Annotated in this window: 19 protein-coding genes and 1 pseudogene; 9 read left to right on the top strand and 11 right to left on the bottom strand. The window is 62.7% G+C overall.

Annotated elements, in window-relative coordinates:
* The first annotated feature begins 273 nt into the window (after positions 1-273).
* On the top strand, positions 274-1374 hold the full coding sequence (locus C7G42_RS25710) for a hypothetical protein (protein WP_106951717.1): 1101 nt from the start codon (positions 274-276) through the stop codon (positions 1372-1374).
* A gap of 132 nt (positions 1375-1506) precedes the next feature.
* Here C7G42_RS25710 and C7G42_RS25705 read toward each other — a convergent pair whose 3' ends face one another.
* Positions 1507-1992: a nucleoside deaminase gene (locus C7G42_RS25705; protein WP_106951716.1), complete on the bottom strand. Its 486-nt coding sequence runs from the start codon at positions 1990-1992 to the stop codon at positions 1507-1509.
* Positions 1993-2234: 242 nt separating this feature from the next.
* Between C7G42_RS25705 and C7G42_RS25700 the strand changes: the two genes are divergently transcribed.
* On the top strand, positions 2235-3494 hold the full coding sequence (locus tag C7G42_RS25700; RefSeq protein WP_106951715.1) for an allantoate amidohydrolase: 1260 nt from the start codon (positions 2235-2237) through the stop codon (positions 3492-3494).
* Between the two features lie 105 nt (positions 3495-3599).
* Complete coding sequence (locus C7G42_RS25695) at positions 3600-4973, top strand: hypothetical protein (protein WP_106951714.1); 1374 nt, start codon at positions 3600-3602, stop codon at positions 4971-4973.
* A 12-nt stretch (positions 4974-4985) separates the two neighbouring features.
* Here the strand turns inward: C7G42_RS25695 and C7G42_RS25690 are convergent.
* Together C7G42_RS25690 and C7G42_RS25685 are read right to left on the bottom strand one after the other, a co-directional pair.
* Positions 4986-6306, bottom strand: a pseudogene (locus C7G42_RS25690) (dicarboxylate/amino acid:cation symporter).
* A gap of 201 nt (positions 6307-6507) precedes the next feature.
* The gene (locus C7G42_RS25685) at positions 6508-6729 is read right to left on the bottom strand and encodes a hypothetical protein (protein WP_106951713.1); all 222 of its coding nucleotides are present in this window, start codon (positions 6727-6729) and stop codon (positions 6508-6510) included.
* A 350-nt stretch (positions 6730-7079) separates the two neighbouring features.
* Between C7G42_RS25685 and C7G42_RS25680 the strand changes: the two genes are divergently transcribed.
* Positions 7080-7262 carry a hypothetical protein gene (locus C7G42_RS25680; RefSeq protein ID WP_106951712.1) on the top strand — a complete coding sequence of 61 codons (183 nt, stop codon included), beginning with the start codon at positions 7080-7082 and terminating at the stop codon, positions 7260-7262.
* Positions 7263-7283: 21 nt separating this feature from the next.
* Here C7G42_RS25680 and C7G42_RS25675 read toward each other — a convergent pair whose 3' ends face one another.
* The 3 genes from C7G42_RS25675 to C7G42_RS25665 form a co-directional block, all read right to left on the bottom strand.
* Positions 7284-8663 carry a vWA domain-containing protein gene (locus C7G42_RS25675; protein ID WP_106951759.1) on the bottom strand — a complete coding sequence of 460 codons (1380 nt, stop codon included), beginning with the start codon at positions 8661-8663 and terminating at the stop codon, positions 7284-7286.
* Positions 8664-8668: 5 nt separating this feature from the next.
* Positions 8669-9616 carry an AAA family ATPase gene (locus C7G42_RS25670; protein ID WP_162308665.1) on the bottom strand — a complete coding sequence of 316 codons (948 nt, stop codon included), beginning with the start codon at positions 9614-9616 and terminating at the stop codon, positions 8669-8671.
* Between the two features lie 163 nt (positions 9617-9779).
* Positions 9780-9980: a hypothetical protein gene (locus C7G42_RS25665; protein WP_106951758.1), complete on the bottom strand. Its 201-nt coding sequence runs from the start codon at positions 9978-9980 to the stop codon at positions 9780-9782.
* A gap of 223 nt (positions 9981-10203) precedes the next feature.
* On the opposite strand from C7G42_RS25665, the gene C7G42_RS25660 reads away from it, so the two are divergent.
* Complete coding sequence (locus C7G42_RS25660) at positions 10204-11178, top strand: quinone oxidoreductase family protein (RefSeq protein ID WP_106951710.1); 975 nt, start codon at positions 10204-10206, stop codon at positions 11176-11178.
* 136 nt (positions 11179-11314) lie between these two features.
* Here C7G42_RS25660 and C7G42_RS25655 read toward each other — a convergent pair whose 3' ends face one another.
* Both C7G42_RS25655 and C7G42_RS25650 read right to left on the bottom strand, forming a co-directional pair.
* Positions 11315-11590 carry a hypothetical protein gene (locus tag C7G42_RS25655; RefSeq protein WP_106951709.1) on the bottom strand — a complete coding sequence of 92 codons (276 nt, stop codon included), beginning with the start codon at positions 11588-11590 and terminating at the stop codon, positions 11315-11317.
* A gap of 110 nt (positions 11591-11700) precedes the next feature.
* Entirely contained in the window at positions 11701-12309 is a 609-nt protein-coding gene (locus tag C7G42_RS25650; RefSeq protein WP_106951708.1) for a S24 family peptidase, read from the bottom strand.
* A 164-nt stretch (positions 12310-12473) separates the two neighbouring features.
* On the opposite strand from C7G42_RS25650, the gene C7G42_RS25645 reads away from it, so the two are divergent.
* Complete coding sequence (locus tag C7G42_RS25645; RefSeq protein ID WP_106951707.1) at positions 12474-13004, top strand: GcrA family cell cycle regulator; 531 nt, start codon at positions 12474-12476, stop codon at positions 13002-13004.
* Between the two features lie 42 nt (positions 13005-13046).
* Positions 13047-13622, top strand: a complete 576-nt coding sequence (locus tag C7G42_RS25640; RefSeq protein ID WP_106951757.1) for a hypothetical protein — start codon at positions 13047-13049, stop codon at positions 13620-13622.
* A 44-nt stretch (positions 13623-13666) separates the two neighbouring features.
* Here the strand turns inward: C7G42_RS25640 and C7G42_RS25635 are convergent, their stop codons facing one another.
* Positions 13667-14023, bottom strand: coding sequence for a hypothetical protein (locus tag C7G42_RS25635; RefSeq protein WP_106951706.1), 357 nt, complete (start codon positions 14021-14023; stop codon positions 13667-13669).
* Between the two features lie 653 nt (positions 14024-14676).
* Between C7G42_RS25635 and C7G42_RS25630 the strand changes: the two genes are divergently transcribed.
* Positions 14677-14862 carry a hypothetical protein gene (locus tag C7G42_RS25630; protein ID WP_106951756.1) on the top strand — a complete coding sequence of 62 codons (186 nt, stop codon included), beginning with the start codon at positions 14677-14679 and terminating at the stop codon, positions 14860-14862.
* A gap of 168 nt (positions 14863-15030) precedes the next feature.
* Positions 15031-15372: a phasin gene (locus tag C7G42_RS25625; protein WP_106951705.1), complete on the top strand. Its 342-nt coding sequence runs from the start codon at positions 15031-15033 to the stop codon at positions 15370-15372.
* Between the two features lie 228 nt (positions 15373-15600).
* Here the strand turns inward: C7G42_RS25625 and C7G42_RS25620 are convergent, their stop codons facing one another.
* A complete protein-coding gene (locus C7G42_RS25620) occupies positions 15601-15918 on the bottom strand; it encodes a c-type cytochrome (protein ID WP_106951704.1) in 318 nt (105 codons plus the stop codon).
* A gap of 320 nt (positions 15919-16238) precedes the next feature.
* Positions 16239-17069 carry an alpha/beta fold hydrolase gene (locus C7G42_RS25610; RefSeq protein ID WP_106951702.1) on the bottom strand — a complete coding sequence of 277 codons (831 nt, stop codon included), beginning with the start codon at positions 17067-17069 and terminating at the stop codon, positions 16239-16241.
* Positions 17070-17167: the final 98 nt, after the last annotated feature.

Here is a 17167-nt window from a genome sequence, read left to right as displayed (position 1 = left end):
GATCGACGCGACATTGGCTCCTGACCGTCCGTATCCAAACGGCCGGTCGATATGAAAGAGCAACGAAATCAAACGGCAATGTCCGGCAATAGCCGGCCTTGCCGCCCGCGGACCCGCTGCGAAAAAACAACTAAATCCCATAGAGAAACGCCGCTCCTTGCCAAAACAAGCGGCATGCCTTGAAAAAAGTTGAGGCTTCTCCCTCCGGGAGATCGGCGCAAGTCTCGCACCCAAGGGGCGTTCATTGACGTGTCCAACTTGGGGGTATTCAGGATGTCGTTTCGTTTCATGTCGGTTGCAGCGGCGCTGTCGCTTGCCACGCTCGCCACCGGTGGCATGGCTCAGGCCGCGGATCTGCCGGTCAAGGCTGCCAAGAAGGCGGCGGACCTTCCGTTCTTCCTGGTGATCGATAACCGCGTCACTTTCTCGTACATCTTCGACGCCTCGCAACCCGGTGCGTGGTCAACCCGGCCGGATGGGTCGATCGACAGCAAGACCACCAAGCAGGTCTACTCGTTCACGCATTTCGACGCCTGGGCATACGGCACGAACTTCTTCACCATCTCCATGTTCAAGTCCGATCACAACGACCCGGCCGGGCCCTGCACCAACGCGGGCACGATCTTCGGCGCGCCGGCAACGTGCGCCGGTGCAACGGAAATCTACGGGCTGTTCCGCTCGACATTCGGCTGGAATGAGTTGTTCGAGACCAAGGCCTTCACCGCGGGGCCGCTCCACAACATCTCGTTCGAGGTCGGCATGGACGCCAATACCGAGAACAGATATTTCGGTGCCGCCAAGCGCGACGTCGTCGGCGGTCTGCAGTTTGCGTTCGATCTGCCCTACAAGGGTTACATCAACGTCGCGCCGCTGGTGTATTGGGAGTTCGCCAACCACAACTCATTCAGCCAGTGCGGACTGTTCGGTCCGGGCGTTCCCGGCGTGACCTGCCTTGCGGACGGCAACACCTCGTTCAAGCCGACCTGGGCCGTCGAGGTCAATTACTACATGGATCTCGGCTTCCTGCCGGCAAACATGCAGTACTTCTCGATCAGCGGCCGCGCCGGCTGGTATGGCAAGAAGGGCACCGACACCGAACCGCTTCCGGCCAGCGTTGCCAACGGCGTTTATCCCACCAAGGTCGAGTTGAATTCTGAGCCGATCCGTCTGACGATGGATGCCTCGAAGGCGATCTGGGGTGAGAAGTACTCGCACTTCGTCGACGTCTGGGTCGCCTATCGCTACTGGCAGAACAAGTTCGGCCTCGATCACAACAACGCGGTTGGCTGCACCACCCTGGTCGGCGGGGCGAGGGTGAGTACGGGGTCGTGCACCGAATCCTCGCTCTACTCCGGTATCACCGTGAAGTTCTGATCGCCATGCGCTAGGCAGTCTGTAGGGTGGGCAAAGCGAAGCGTGCCCACCACTTCTGCCTTATCAGCCCGATGGTGGGCACGGCGCAAGGGCGCCTTTGCCCACCCTACAGATCCGGGCTTGTGGTAGCGCCTACTTCGTCCACACGCCGTCGTGCAGCGCTTCGGCTTCGTCCTCGAGCAGCGGACCAACGACTTCGGTCGGCCGCTGGCCGCTGGCAAAGACTTCGCGGCACGGCAGGTCGAGGGTCGGATTCTCCGGATGGTTGCCGGTGACGCCGCGCAGGCGATGCTCGCTGAGGCCATAGACGACGCGGCGGATGCCGGCCCAGTAGATCGCGCCGGCGCACATCGCGCAGGGCTCTGCCGAAGAATAGAGCGTTGCTGTTGCCAGCACCTCGCGGTCGAGTGTGCGGCAGGCCTGGGTGGCCGCGAGACGTTCGGCATGCGCGGTGCCATCATGATCCGGCATGTAGCCGTTCTCGGTCTCGATCAGCACCTTGCCGTCCGCACCGACGACGATGCAGCCGAACGGGTGGTTGCCCTGGGTGAGGGAGCGCTGCGCGACCGCGAAGGACAGGCGCAGAAATTGCTCGTCACGCTCAGATGCGTCGTCCATCGATCCTCCGCGGTCAGTGCCCGCCATGCGCCAGACGCGCGTGGCGAGATCGGGCTCGCTGTCCGCCCTTCATACACGAATTCGCCGCGGAACATCGCGACCAGCCGGCCGTGATGATTGCCCCAATCTTCCGGATGACTGATTAAAATATTGATTTTGCGGGCCCTTGGGGCCTGATAAGAACGGACTTATTGGTGTTGGCGCGCGCCTGTCGCGGTCCAGAGAAGAGAGAGCTCGCCGAGATGGGTGCCGTCAACGCCGTTCAAGATGCATCGCTCGGCGAAGAGATCGTGCGTCGGATCAACGATCTGGCAGCGATCTCGGAAAGTAGCGACAACCTCACCCGCATCTATCTCACCAGGCAATTGCGCGAGGCGGCGGACCTCCTCCTGAGCTGGATGCGCGACGCCGGCATGAGCGCGCATCTCGATGCGATCGGCAATGTCTGCGGCCGTTACGAAGGCGAGCGGCCGGGTGCGCCTAGCCTGATGCTCGGCTCGCACTACGACACCGTACGGGACGCCGGCAAATGGGACGGGCCGTTGGGCGTGATCACGGCCATTGCCTGCGTTGCCGATCTCAATCGCCGTGGCAAGCGGCTGCCGTTCGCGATCGAGATCGTCGGCTTCGCCGACGAGGAGGGCGTACGCTTCGCTTCGACCCTGCTCGGCAGCCGTGCGGTGGCCGGCACCTTCGATGAGAGTGTCTTGAATGTGCGCGACCGCGACGGGGTGGCGATGCGCGATGCGCTCGTGCAGTTCGGCCTGGACCCCGATCATATCGGCGCGGCCGCGCGGAGCCGGCGCGAGCTGCTTGCCTATCTCGAATTGCACATCGAGCAGGGGCCGGTGCTGGAAGCGCAGGACTTGCCTGTCGGTGTCGTCACCGCGATTGCCGGTGCCACGCGTCTTACCGCGCGGCTGACCGGCATGGCCGGGCATGCCGGTACCGTGCCGATGGCGCTTCGGCGTGATGCGCTCACGGGCGCGGCCGAATGCATCGGGGCGATCGAGCAGTTTTGCCGCACCGACGAGAGCGGGCTCGTCGGCACCGTTGGCTACATCCAGGCGAGGCCCGGCGCGACCAATGTCATTCCGGGCGAGGTGTCCTTCACCATCGACATGCGGGCGCCGACCGACATGCACCGCAAACGCGCGGTCGCCGATATCGTCCGCCAGATCGAGGCAATCGCCAGGCGCCGGGACCTGGCCCTCCAGCTCGACGTCACCCACGAGAACCGCACCGCTCCGTGCGCGCCGTGGCTCAAGGAACAGATCGCGCAGGCGATCGGAGCGGAGGGCTTCTCCGTGTTCGAGCTTGCGAGCGGGGCAGGGCACGACGGCATGGCCATGATCGACATCGCCGATGTCGGCATGGTCTTCGTCCGCTGCCGCGGCGGCATCAGCCACCATCCGGACGAGCATGTGGAGCTCGCCGATGCTGACGCCGGTGCGCGGGTGCTGCTGCGGGTGATCGAGAATTTCAGGCCACGGCAAGGCTAGTCTGGGGCACAAGCCCCACCGGGGAAGCCGGCACGTCATCTGGAGGAAATACGAATCAGCCATGCTTCGGATGGTGGCCGCACCACCGGAGTAACTTGGCCACATATGAATAGCGATATTTCGTTGCCCCCAGATCGCGGAAACCGATTTTACCAAGGCGTGGCCGCGACCTTCTTCGCCAACGCCCTCCAGGCGGTCAATTTTCTCGGTGATCGATTCCTGAGAAAATCGCACCATTCGTTGTCGGCCATCGAGGACCTTTACCGGCACTCGGTGGACAGCGCCTTTGCGGTGACCGAGGCCTTCCTCGTCACGGGCGCGCCGCACGCGTCCGCCTATTACCCCCGCGACTTCGCCTGGTTCTATCCTGATGTGCTCGACCCTGAGACCATCATGGATGCGCAGGACGCAGTGCAGCGGGCGCGGCTGCTCGACAAGAGTGTCCGGTTGTTGCTGGAGGCGGTTCGTGCCGATGTCGTCACGACGACCATCGTCCCGGCGGGGCGCGGCCGGTATCTCGGCGTCAATTATTTCTCGCGGCCTTCGGACACGCTGCTTGGCATTCTCGCCGGCCTGCAGCAGATGATCTCGGCCGATCGGAGGGCGCCGTCGTATCTGGCGATGGCTCAATGCGCGCATGCCGGCCGGCTGCTGCAGGCGGAGTATGGCGGTGATCTGAAGCGCGCGATCCTGCAGCTCGCAAGCGAGCTCGAGCCGTTCGACGATGACGGCACCAGGTATCTGTTGTGTGATGCCCGTGGCCCTCGCTCGGCTGCAACGGATACCCGTGCGGAACGCCGGCGCTTTGTCACCAATGCCTGCGTCTACACGACCTTCCTGTGGAGCGTGCAGCTCGGCATCATCGACGAGAACGAGCTGAAGCGACTGCTCGGACGCGATCTCGCGCAGTACAAAAAGGACCTGCTCCGTCTGTTCGGCAAGGACGGCTACATCAGGCATTCCCTGGATGGTCCGAAGGGCCCACCGGTGTCCGCGGTCGCGCTGGATTTCGTCGGCGTGCATCGCGGCTTCTGGGATATGAACGATGCGAGCGAACGGGCGCTGTTCGCGGCCACTGCGGATCTGATCATCGCGGAGCCGCGCTTCCGCATACCCTCAACGTTCCACTTCCTGGTGTCCGCGGATAACCCCCGGAGTAAATTGATCCACAAGATTGCGGCTCCCGCCTATCAGGGACGTTCGTCCTGGCCGACGTTCAACGTCGAGTTCGCGGACCGGATGCTCGATTACGACGAGGCCTCCGGCGGCGATAACTACCGGGCCTGCGCGCAAGCAATATTGAAGGACATTCGCACCGCGACCGAACTCCACGGCGGATATCAGGAGCTGATCTCGGAACAGGGGCTGAAGTACCGCACCTGGGCCTACAAGGGCGCCGTGGCCCATTCCTGGTTTCCACGCTTCCTGTCGGTCTGGAGGAGGGCGTATGGAACGCCGCTCCTCCAATGGATCGACTGATCCGGCGGGGCGCTATCCCGCCGTGACGTCCACCAGCTCGCCGCCCTCCAGCACCTGGGCCGCCTTGGCGCGGTCGAGATCGCCTTCCCAGGCTGCGACCACGACGGTCGCGACGCAGTTGCCGACGAGGTTGCCGAGCGCGCGGGCCATGCCGATGAACCAGTCGACCGACAGCACCAGCACGAGCCCGATCGCGGGAATGCTCGGCACCGCATTGAGGGTCGCGGCCAGGATCACGATGGCCGAGCCCGGCACGCCATGTGTCGCCTTTGGAGGTGATCAGGGAGACGCCGAGAACCAGCAGGAGGTCGCCGAAGGACAGTGGCGTGTTGGTCGCCTGTGCGATGAAGACGACAGCGAGCGTCAGGTAGATCGAGAAGGCGTCGAGGTTGAAGGAATAGCCGGTCGGAATCACGAGACCGACCACGGAATCCTTCACGCCCATCCGCTCCAGCTTCTTCATGATCTGCGGCAGCACGGCATCGGAGGAGGCGGTCGCGAGCACGATGGTCAGCTCTTCGCGCAGGTAGGCGAGGAATTTGAGGATGTTGAGCCCGGCGAGCGCCATCACGCCGCCGAGCACGCCCAGCACGAAGATGCCGACCGAGACATAGAACAGCATCACCAGCGAAACGAGCTGCTTCAGCGAGCCGACGCCGTATTTGCCGACGGTGTAGGCGACCGCGCCGAGCACGCCGAGCGGGGCAACGCGGACAATCAGGCCCATGACGCGGAACAGCACGGTGGAGGCGGCATCGATCATGCTGGTGACGAGCTTGCCCTTCTCGCCGCCGACGAGCGCGAGGCCGACGCCGAATAGGACCGCGAAGAACAGCACCTGGAGCACGTCGTTGCGCGACAGCGCATCGAAGGAGGTGGTCGGGATCACGTTCATCAGAAAGGCGCCGATGCCGCCGCCTGACAGCTTGTGGGCATTGTCGGCGTAGGTGTTGAGCGCCTTGGCATCCAGCGTCGAAGGATCGATGTTCATGCCGTGGCCGGGGCCGAAGAGGTAGGCGAGCAACAGGCCGACGACGAGGGCGACCGTCGTCATGACCTCGAAATAAACAAGCGCCTTGACGCCGACCCGGCCGACCTTCTTGAGGTCGCCGGCGCCGGCAATCCCGTGCACGACGACGCAGAACACGATCGGTGCCACAATCATCGAGATCAGCTTCAGGAAGGCGTCGCTCAGGATCTTGAGCCCGATCGCGAAATCCGGCACGGCCGTGCCCAGGACGACGCCAAGGACGAGGGCGGCCAGGACCTGAACGAACAGCGAGGTGTAGAGCGGCTTGGGTTCGACGGCGGGTGCCGCTGCGATGGTCGACATGGTGGACTCCCCCGATTTGACGCGACTTGGATGTCAAAAAGGAGCAACAACCGTGCCAGATTGTCGCGGAGTATTCGGAAAGTGGCGCTGGTCGTCGCTCTGGTATCGCGGCGGCGACGCAGCGCTTCTTGCGTCGTGCCCCGCTCGGAGCGCGGGACCCGCCCGTCGATCGTTATGCCTTCGCCGAAACGAACGGCATCGTCATGCCGCAAGATCCAGCAGCCGGCACGATCCGCGCACGAGCGCCTTTCGTCCCGTGGGCGTCATCACGGGTACGCCGTCATTGACAACAACGAGGCCGAACTTGACGAGACTTTCGATGAGATAAGCCTTCGAGAGGCGACCGCCGGACACCGGATTGCGAAGTGTGCGCAGGGCTTCCCATTGGTCCGGCGAAAGATCGAAGTCGATGTCGTTGCTCATGTTGCCTCAAGCGATAGTGCCATTCGCGCGCCTCTGTTAGCTGCGCTGCGTGAAGACCATGCGACGACAATGAGTCGGGAATTCGCTGTGCTGTTTAGAACGTCTCTTCACGAATTGCCGCACGTCATTGCGCCACAAGAGTAAAGATCGCTGGATTGCGAATATCGTCCCGAGCTTCGATCACATATTGATGATATAGGTTTGATGCTACAGCAGGGTGCTGCAATGCACGGGAAGTCTTGCTGTCCCATTCTGCGTCGCAATATGCACAGAAATCGTGAGACGAAAGGTTGAGAACTCTGTTACGGTAATTCCCCGGGGAATGACTTCACGCTGAAGGAGTGGAGTGCATGAACAGGCTGGTTGAAATTCGCAGTCAGGAATCCCTGTGCCGGGAGCGTGCGGCGCGCGATTTCGATCGCCGGATTTTCTGGCTCGCGCAAGCCGAGGAATGGGAGCAGCGCGCGCTCGACGAAATTGCCTATCACTTTCGGGAGTGCAACGTCGGCCAAATGGAGCTTGCGCGAAACTGACGCTGGCCGCGTCGAGAAGGCCTATTGATAGGTCGCCACGATGTCGGACACCGCGCGTTCGAGTTGCTGCGCGGTGGCGCATTGGCGCACGACCGTACAGAAGGTCGCGTAGCGCGGCATCTCGGAATCACCGAAGCCCCAGGCAAGCCGTCCTTCGGGATTGAGCCAGACCAGTCGCTTCGAGCGTTCGGAGATGCGGCGCAGGATATCGGCACGCGGGTCGAGGTTGTTGCTGCGGGCATCGCCGAGCACGATCACCGTGGTCCGCGGCGTCAGCGTGCTCATGAAGTCTTTCTCGAAATCGACCAGTGAAGATCCGTAGTCGGACGAGCCGAAGCCGACCTTGGACATGATCTCGGCCATCGCCTCCTCCGGCGATTTCTTTTCCAGGATCTCGCTGACCTCGATCATGTGCGAGGAGAAGGCAAAGGAGCGGACGTCGTCGACCACCTCGTGCAGCGAGTGGATCAGGAGCAGGAAGAAATCGGAGACCTGCGCAACCGAGCCGGAGACGTCGCAGAGCGCCACGATCTTCGGCCGGTCGCGATGCTTGCGCTTCCATGCAGTCAGGAAGGGAATGCCGCCCCAGGCAGCGTTGCGCCGGAGCGTCCGACGGACATCGAGATGGCCGCGGCGCTGGCGCTTGCGTGGTTTCGAGTAGCGCTCGCGCAAGCGGCGCGCGATCTGGCGGATCAGGACGCGCATCTCTGCGACCTGGCGCCGCTCGATGCGCGCGAGAGGTGCGTTGCGCAGGATCTCGTTCCGGAGGTTTTCAGCCTCCTCGCGGGCGTAGAGTGCAAGCCCCTGCGAGACGGTATCGCGCACGGCTTCGCGCAAGGCGTCGAGCGCGGCGCGCAGACGCTCTGCCAGTGCCGGGTTGGTCGCGGTCAGCGCATCGAGATCGTCGCGCAGGCGTTGGAGACCCATGGCATCGAGGATGCGGCTGGAAAAAATGCCGCGCTGAGTGGAATAGCGGATGTCCGACAGGGAGGCCGCGCCGGAGGCGCCGGCAATGGCGGCAGCGACCGCGTTGCGATCCTGAGACAACAGCATCTGCGCGAGCGGGCCCAAGCCCTCGGGAGGCTGGCTTTCGCCCGCTTCGCTGGCAGAGCCGGAGGAGGGCGACTGATCCGGATCCTGCGCGGCGTTCTCCCCGCTGTTGGCTTCGGTCTGATCCTGACGCGGCTCCGGCTGGCTGAAGAACAGGTCGAAGCAGTCGCCGAGCGCGAGCTTCTCGTCCTGCGATTTGGCAAGCGTCAGGAGCAGCGCATCGCGCAGGACAGCGCGGTCGGAAATGCCGACCTGCGCGACCGCACGCATCGCATCGATGCTCTCGGCCGGCGAAACGTGGACGCCGGCGCCGCGAGCCGCCCGAAAGAAACGATGGAGATTCTCGCGCATCGGCGTCAACCGAAGACGTTCGACCGGGCCGCCTTGGCAATGAAGGTCGTCACCTGCGGCGATGCAGCCTCGATGTCGGCTTCGTATTTCAGGAGCACGTTGAGCGTGTCCTTGACCATCTCGGTGTCGAGCTCCGTGGCCTGGAGCAGCACCAGCACGCGTGCCCAGTCGATAGTCTCGCTGACCGAGGGCAGCTTCTTCAGATCCAGCGAGCGGATCTCGTGGATGAAGCCGACCATCTGCCGGCGCAGCGCCTGCGAAATGCCGGGCACCCGGCTCTCGACGATGCGCTCTTCGAGCCGCTGCTCGGGAAAGCCGATATGCAGATGCAGGCAGCGCCGCTTCAGGGCATCGCCGAGATCGCGCTCGCTGTTGGAGGTGAGGATCACCGTCGGCGGCGTGATTGCGGAGACGGTGCCGAGTTCCGGGATCGTGACCTGAAAATCAGACAGGATCTCCAGCAGCAGCGATTCGAATTCGGCGTCCGACTTGTCGATCTCGTCGATCAGCAGCACGCAGCCGCCCGGCTGCTCCAGCGCCTGAAGCAGGGGGCGCGGCTCGACGAATTCCTTGGAGAAGAACACGTCGCCGAAATCGTGGAGCTGGTCGAGCGCAGCATCCAGCGTCTGCGCGCCGCCCAGGACTTCGCCGAGCTTGTCCTTGAGGATCTGGGTATAGAGAAGCTGCTTGGCGTATTTCCACTCATAGAGCGCCTTGGCCTCGTCGAGGCCTTCGTAGCATTGCAGGCGGATCATCTTCATGCCGCGCCAGGCGGCGATCGCCTTGGCAAGCTCGGTCTTGCCGACGCCCGCGGGGCCCTCGACCAGGATCGGCTTCTCGATCTGTTGCGACAAATAAACGGCGGTCGCGATCTGCCGGCTCGCGATATAGCCCTGCGCGGCGAGGCCGCTCTGCACTGCCTCGATCGAGGTCGAGGCCTTTTGATCAGCCACGAAAGGGCGCTCCCAAAGGTCTTGCTTGAGGCTTGTTCTGCCTGCGTTCCCGGCAAAGAACAAGCCTCGTTTGGGAGGCATCAGACCCGCACGGACGGCGCTTTTTCCGTTCGACGCAAATACGTCTCGGCGCGGATATTTGCGCGGCTCGCCGTTCGCGGGATCAGTGCCGCAGCAGCTCCGGCTTGCGGATCGTCTGTCTGACCTCGGCGCCGCAATCGGCGCATTCATAGACGAAGTCGATCTTGGCGAGGCTCCAATGCGGTTCGACCTCGCGCACATACATCGGCAGGAACCCCATGCATGTCGGGCAATTCAAGGGCGCTATCTCGATATCCTGATGATGCTGTACATAAGCTGGCATCTCGGTCTCCTTCGCAGGCGACAACCAAACCCCGCGCAGAAGCTACTGCCGGCCGCTCCAGGCGCGTCATCAACTCTTTCGAACGGAGATGGAACGGGAGACGTTTGTCGCGCGCTGTGACATTCTTGTTACGTGTCTGTACTGTAACGGGCGGACCGAATGCCTATTTCTGGCGCCAATCCGGTTTTCCGGATCCTCAACCAACGATAAGGGAGCAATGCCCATGACGCATGCCATTCGTTTTCACAAGACCGGCGGTCCGGAAGTCCTGGTCTGGGAGGAGGTCAGCGTCGGCAAGCCCGGACCGGGCGAGGCACGCATCCGCCACACCGCCGTCGGTCTCAACTTCGTCGACATCTACAACCGCTCCGGCCTGTATCCGGCGCAACTGCCGAGCGGGCTCGGCAGCGAGGCGGCCGGAATCGTCGAGGAAATCGGGCCCGGTGTCACCGATCTGAAGCCAGGCGATCGTGTCGCTTATGGCGCCTCGCCGCTCGGTGCCTACTCCGAGGCGCGCGTGATCCCTGCGGACCGCCTGCTGAAGCTGCCTGACGGCGTCGACGACAGGACGGCGGCGGCGATGATGCTGAAGGGTCTCACGACGCAATATCTGATCCGGCAGACCTATCGGGTGAAGGCAGGAGACACCATCCTGCTGCATGCCGCGGCGGGCGGGGTCGGTCTGATCCTGAGCCAGTGGGCCAAGCACCTCGGCGCGACCGTGATCGGCACCGTCAGCAACGACGAGAAGGCCAAGCTTGCCAAGGCGCATGGCTGCGACCATGTCATCATCTACACCCGCGAGGATTTCGTAAAGCGGGTCGACGAGATCACTGGCGGCAAGAAGGTCCCCGTGGTCTACGATTCCGTCGGCAAGGACACGTTCCTGAAATCGCTGGATTGTCTCGCCCCGCTCGGCGTTGCCGCGCTGTTCGGCCAATCCTCCGGCGCGGTCGAGCCGCTGAATCTCGGCCTGCTCGCCCAGAAAGGCTCGCTCTACGTCACCCGGCCAACGCTGTTCACCTACGCCGCCAAGCGCGAAAATCTGGTCGCGATGGCGAATGAGTTGTTCGACGTCGTCAAGTCCGGCGCGGTCAAGATCGAGGTGCACCAGACCTATCCGTTGAAGGATGCCGCCAAGGCACATGCCGATCTCGCCGCACGCAAGACCACGGGATCGACCGTGCTTCTGGTGTGATGTCCGTGCGGACGGTGACGCAGGCTCGCCAGAGCGTTTTCGAGCGAATTGGCGACCGGTTCGCGTAAAGGAAACGCGTCAAGACAAGAACCCGGAGTCCCGTTCCGATTCCATCGGACGGGACTCCGGGCCTGCATCACGTCCGTTCGTGTTTGCGCAGATCGCGGGCGTGATCGAGGCGAATTGCCTGCAGATCGATATCCTCTGGCGGGATCCGGGGCAGGGCGGCCTCGGTCAGGATGGCCTCGGTGACGTCCTCGACCGAACTTCCGGCGATCTCGTGGATGAACGAGACATTCCGGTATTCGCCCGAGGCGATGCGGGAGATGACCTCGCGCCTCGTGATTTCAGGGTCGACGACCGCTTCGCGGCCCCGCCGTCCATAGTCGATCATCACGACGAAATACTGCATCAAACGAATCTGCCGCGCCCCCGTTGCGGGTACGCGGCAGATTATTTCCGAAAAACGGAATTAAGTCAAGAAGATTTCGAAAAAAGAGAAATCGTTGACCGTGCGAGGCCTTACTTGCCCTTCTTGCGGGGGCGCGCCGACTTGGCGCGCATCCGCTCGAGCTGGCCCTTGGGCATGGACAGGCAGATCTCACCCACCCACTCGAGCTTGACGCCGACGATCGGCTTGGCATTGAAGCTGGTGAGATTGACGACGGACGGGGTTTTTCCCCGCTCGATCGTCTTCAAATAGCGCTCGCCGGTCTTGAGCCGGACCACGGCCTCTTCGCCGTAGAAGGAGGACAGCGGATGGCGCTGGTCCTTGTAGGCCACGATCACGTCGCCGCTTTCGTATTTAGGCAGCATCGAATCGCCGACGATCTCGAAGGCGACGGTCTCTTCCATGATCGGGAAGGGCAGCGCGACGTCGCCGAGACCCTCCGGGGGGACCTGCTCGTAATCCGGCTCGATCACGGCGCCGGCGCCGACGCGGCCCATGATCGGCGCGAGATTGAGCTCGAGATATTCCATGATCGGAACGATTTCCGAGGCCTTCACCAGGCGCTCGCCGCCCAGGATTTCGGAGACCGCGCCGGGCCGCACGCCCATGGCCGCCGCGAGGCCGCCCTTGCTCTTGCCCGTCTTCTCCAGGCCCCGCTCGATCATCGCAACGTCCAACATGGTGATTCCCTCGATTACCCATCGTCCCGCTCTTGTAATCCGAAATTCGGAATTATTGCAATTATGAATATCAGAATTATAGCTTGACTTTGGATTCGGAATACCGGAATGTTTGTTTCGCCCCCGGTCGTGCGATCGGAGGGGCGGCATCACAGGACAGCAGCATGGAACCGGGCCATTGGCCGTCGGAGCACTCCGACGCGCTTCGCGACTATTTCCTCAAGGGCATGTCTTATGCGGAGGTGGGAAGGCAGATTAACGCAAGGTTTGGAACGGCTTACACGCGCAATGCGGTGATCGGCCGCGCCAAGCGGCTCGGTCTCGTCATTCCGGAATGGATCGTGAGCCCATCGGTCGCGCCATATTTGCCGGGTGAGGCTCCGGTTTCGCCGCGCCGCGCGGTGCTACCGAACCTGAACGTGCCACCGAAATCCGCAATGAAGCCCGCGGCGCCGCTGAAGCTGCGTTGCGTCGGCATCCAGCCGCGCTTGATCCAGCTGGTCGAACTCGAGCCGGCCGACTGCCGCTATCCCTATGGCGGCGACAAGGAGGGGGAGGAGATCGCCTTCTGCGGTCATCCGCGCCAGCCGGGCTCCAGCTATTGCGCGCCGCATGCGGGCCTGACGCGTCGCTCCGGGGCTGCGTCCGCCCGTGTCCCCGGTCCCGTCGTGCTGAAGCTGGTCGTCGCGGCCTGAGCTGTCAGCCTTTCCATGGTCAATTTCGCAAGGAGTATCCAGGTGGCTCGTGTCCGACGCAACAAATCCTACAAATTGGCGCAGATCTACGACCGGCGGTCCCGCGACGTGCCGTTCAATGCCGTAGTGGCGGAGGTCGAGGTCGACAATCCGCTGGCGCTCGAAGCTGGCGAGAAGATCGTGGCGATCCGGTCGATCCGTGGCGATCCGCTGGGACGGCTGCACGCACACCACCAGATCGACGAGGCGCAATATCTCGGCGGGCGCGCCTTCCAGAACGATTGGGAGAGAGCGGAGCGGGGTCCCCAGGCGATGGACCCGACCCGCGAATATGTCGATGGCGCGCGCACGCGCGAGCCGGTCACCGAGAGCCAGCGCCAGGCGGTGCTGCGGCTGAACCAGATCGAGCGCGAACTCGGGACCGACGGCGCGGCGCTGGTGCACGACGTGCTGGTGCTGGGCCTCACCATGGATCAGATCGGGCAGCGTCGCGCCGTCCGGACGCAGCGCTGGAACGACTATTTCGCGCGACGCTTTCGCGAGTGCCTGGACCGGCTGGCGCTGATCTACGGCTTTGCGACGGAAACGGGGACACAGCACGCAGGGCGGCGCAGATGACAGACACGCCTGCGGTCTTGGCCGCGGGCGTGCCAGTCTGCCGCTCACGGATGCGGCACAATCTGGTAAGGCGTCGTATAGGGCTCGACGCGGAGCGAGGCGTTCGCCAAGAGCCCGATCCTGGCGGTCGGCGCCTGCTGCAACTCACCGTTCGGGCCGCGATGCACGTTATATTGCCAGACCGTGAGATCGCCCTTCTGCGCCAGCGCGTGCGCAATCGCGCTCGCATCATTGCCGCCGAGCGCCTGAAGCTCATCCGCCGACAGCCCGACGACGATTTCGTCCTTGATGGTGACGATCTTGAACAGGTTCATCTTGGTCTCCTGCGCCCATGCGCCTTGTATCGAGAGGGTAAAAAGCGCGACCGCGGCGCCCTTGATGAGATCGCAGCGAGAAAGCATGCCGTCGTCCTTTGGTGCTGAGGCGCGCCCGAATCGAAGAGTTTTCAGCCATGGCGCCCGTTGTCTGCGTGGCCGTGTCGCAACGCCTTGGTCGTTCGGTCACGGACAACGGTTCACGGGCGGAGACATATCAGGACCGGATGAATTCCCGAGGCGACAGCCGTTCCCGGGACAGGACGTTGGAGATCGGCTGCCGGATCGATATGCATTTCGTGCTGATACAATCGCCAGGGCGAGGCTCAACAATTACGTGTCTGCGCTGGAGAAGCGCCAATTCGTCGCCAATGTCCGTTCATGTCGGAAACAAGCAGAAACGTTTGCCCCGATAGACAGCGATCCGGGCCGTGTGCGTGATTGATGCCGCTTCTTGACGCAGGTGGGTGACGGCGGTCGATATACCTGTTATCGGGAATTGCCGTGGTGCGATGCGGACGAAGCAACGCTGAAGCCACTGTTGGGCTTGCCGGAGGGGTTGTTCCTTGGCATAATTGCAACCCTGTGGTTGAGCGGGCCGTATGAACATGTCGTTCGGCGTGCCAACCCGCCGGGCCACCCGGCCGGGAGTTCGTCGCGAAGGGGCGCGTTATGGCGTCTTGTCATGGCGTTCGGTTCTCGAGTGGCTCACGAAGCCGATGCTTGTGAATAGGTGCGAGATGAAAAACCTCAGTTTCGCGGCTGAACTGCACCTCAAGGTCGGTGCGCCCGCGAGCAGCACGGTCGAAAGCCTGCGCTTGCTCCGCGCGTTTCTGAAGCTCGCGCCGCGACAGCGTTTCGAGGTCATCAAGCTGGTCGAAGACCTTGCCATCGAAGAGGCTCTTCCAGAGCACCCCTTGTCCTGAGCCGGCCGCGCGCCGGCCTTACGCCCCCCACTTTCAACCTCCCGTTCGTTTCCGCGCCGGAGCCGGACCGCCGGCAACGTTCCACAAACCCGGTGTCCCCGAGCCTGGCCGCTGGAAGGCGATCCGGCAAGTGTGGTACTCAATTGGGAAAACGAAGGGAGTGCGACCATGATCGAACCGAAGCTCGAAGTTCCGGCCGAACTGCGCGACCTGGCCGAGAAGACAATTGATCAGGCGGAAAAAGCATTCGGCATGTTTTTCGAAGCCGCCACCAAATCGATGTCGTCCGTTCCAGGAGCCGGGACGGAGGTGTCGAAGCAGGCGCTGGTTTTCACCGAGCAGAACATGAAGTCGGCCTTCGAGCATGCGCGCAAGCTGGTTCATGCCACCGACCTCCAGGAAGCGATGCGAATCCAGTCTGACTTCCTGCGCAGCCAGTTCACCAGCGCCGGAGATCACATGCGCCAGATGACCGGCAGCCTCATGCATCCGGGCAAAGGGAAGTCCTGATTCTCTGCTTGCGCATCCAAGGTCGACGACGGGCCACCGAACGGGCTCGTTCGCCGTCCGTCAGCCGTTCTGCTGATCCCTGTCGGACTGCCGACAGGGATTTGCATTTGTGGCAGGCGTCGTCCTCTGCGCGTAACGAGTTGAGTCCCGATTGCTGCAATGCCGGAGGTACGCAAGCGGGAGGGTGAACGAGCCGCAGCGATCGATTCGACCTCAAGATGTTCTGCTTCAGCGCAGCGATGCGATGTAGGCCGCGATATCGCCAGCTTCGGTTCGGCTTAGGGGGAAATTCGGCATCTTCGGGTGCGGATCGAGCAGGAAGAAGGCGAGCCTTTCCGGACTGAAGTCCGGCCTGCGGGCAACGGAGACAAAGGAGGGGACGTCGGCGCTCGCCTGGGTCTGGCCGTTCGCGACGACATGGCAGCTTGCGCACCAGCGCTTGGCGAGGTCGGCACCGTGATCGGCATCGGCTGCGAGAACGGACGACGTGCCGAAGCTCGAGATTACGGCTAGCAGCAGGCAAATTCGTCTCAAATGCTGACGCATAGGGCAACCTTCATGAATTCGTTGGCGACCGCCATGCTATCCGCAGCACGATCCCGGAAATTGCGAGAGATCAATGCGGGCGAGGATCGAACGAAGCAGCTTGCGGACCGAACGATCGAGATGTCGAGCGAATGCCAGCATTCTCGCCGCGGGCAGGCCAATACGTCTTATGTCGAACTCTTTCGTAACGAGACTTCTCGGGCCGAGACCTTTCGTATCAAGACTTTCGATATAGTTCGGCACGCTATCTCTCCGAGGCCATATTGGCTTTTTATCCTGGCGCCTCGGAGCCGCCTTGATCTGCCGCAAAGGATTCCCGGCTAATAGTCGCCCGGATTCATGATCATCGGGCTTTTCGTATCAGCCGGCGCGAGCGCGCTGCTGGCGCTGTCACGCAGGAAGCGATCGAGCGTCTCCTGGATCTTCTCCTTGACCGAGTTGGGCCCACGATCGCTCATTTCCGTGTGCTGCGCGCCGGTATGGACGATGTCGATACCGCGCGCCTTGGCCTCTTCCGGCGTCGGCAGCACGCCGGGATCGGTCTGGAAATGCGGGTCCTTCGACCGGAAGGACAGGATCTTCATGCCGTCGCTGAGCACGAAAGGCACCCGCAGATTGTCGAGCGTGATCACCTTCGACACCAGTTCCGGGTGCTGATGGGCCACATACATGGAGACATCGCCGCCGTTGGAATGACCGACGAGGGTGACGTGGTCGTAATCGACGTTCTCCTGCTGCCTCTTCAGCTTGTCCAGCACGAAAAGAATGTTGGCTTCGCAGCGGATATAGACCTCGCGCCGGCCGACATATGGCTGACCGACATGGGTCATCAAGGGCGGATCGCTCGGCAGGTCCTGCTGAATGCTGGCAACCATATAGCCGCGTGCGGCGAGCACGTTGGCGAGGAAGGAATATTCGGTGGCCTTGACGGTGTTGCCGTTGCTGATGATGGCGAGCGGGAGTTTCCAGAGGCCGAGATTGGCCTTGGTCTCGTAATCGCGCCGCACCGCCACCTCGACCGAGATCGGCCGCTGCCGCGCCGCGTCATACAGGGCCAAAGTTTCGTGGCGGATCGCGAACCGGCTGACGACGAAATATTCCCCGACGCCGAGGACGCAGAGAAATGCCAGGACTGCGAAAACCCGCTTCATTCGTCTCGTCTCTAATCACGTTCCGCTGAACATGGCCATTGGTAACTCCCGGATCGAGTGACCGTGAGCAGGTTACCGGATTAAATTTAGGCAAGTCT

Origin of the sequence: Bradyrhizobium sp. MOS003, from assembly GCF_003020125.1 — a bacterium.
GTDB lineage: Bacteria > Pseudomonadota > Alphaproteobacteria > Rhizobiales > Xanthobacteraceae > Bradyrhizobium.
The sequence above is the reverse complement of the archived record's forward strand: the minus strand, read 5'-3'. Positions and strand labels throughout refer to the sequence as shown.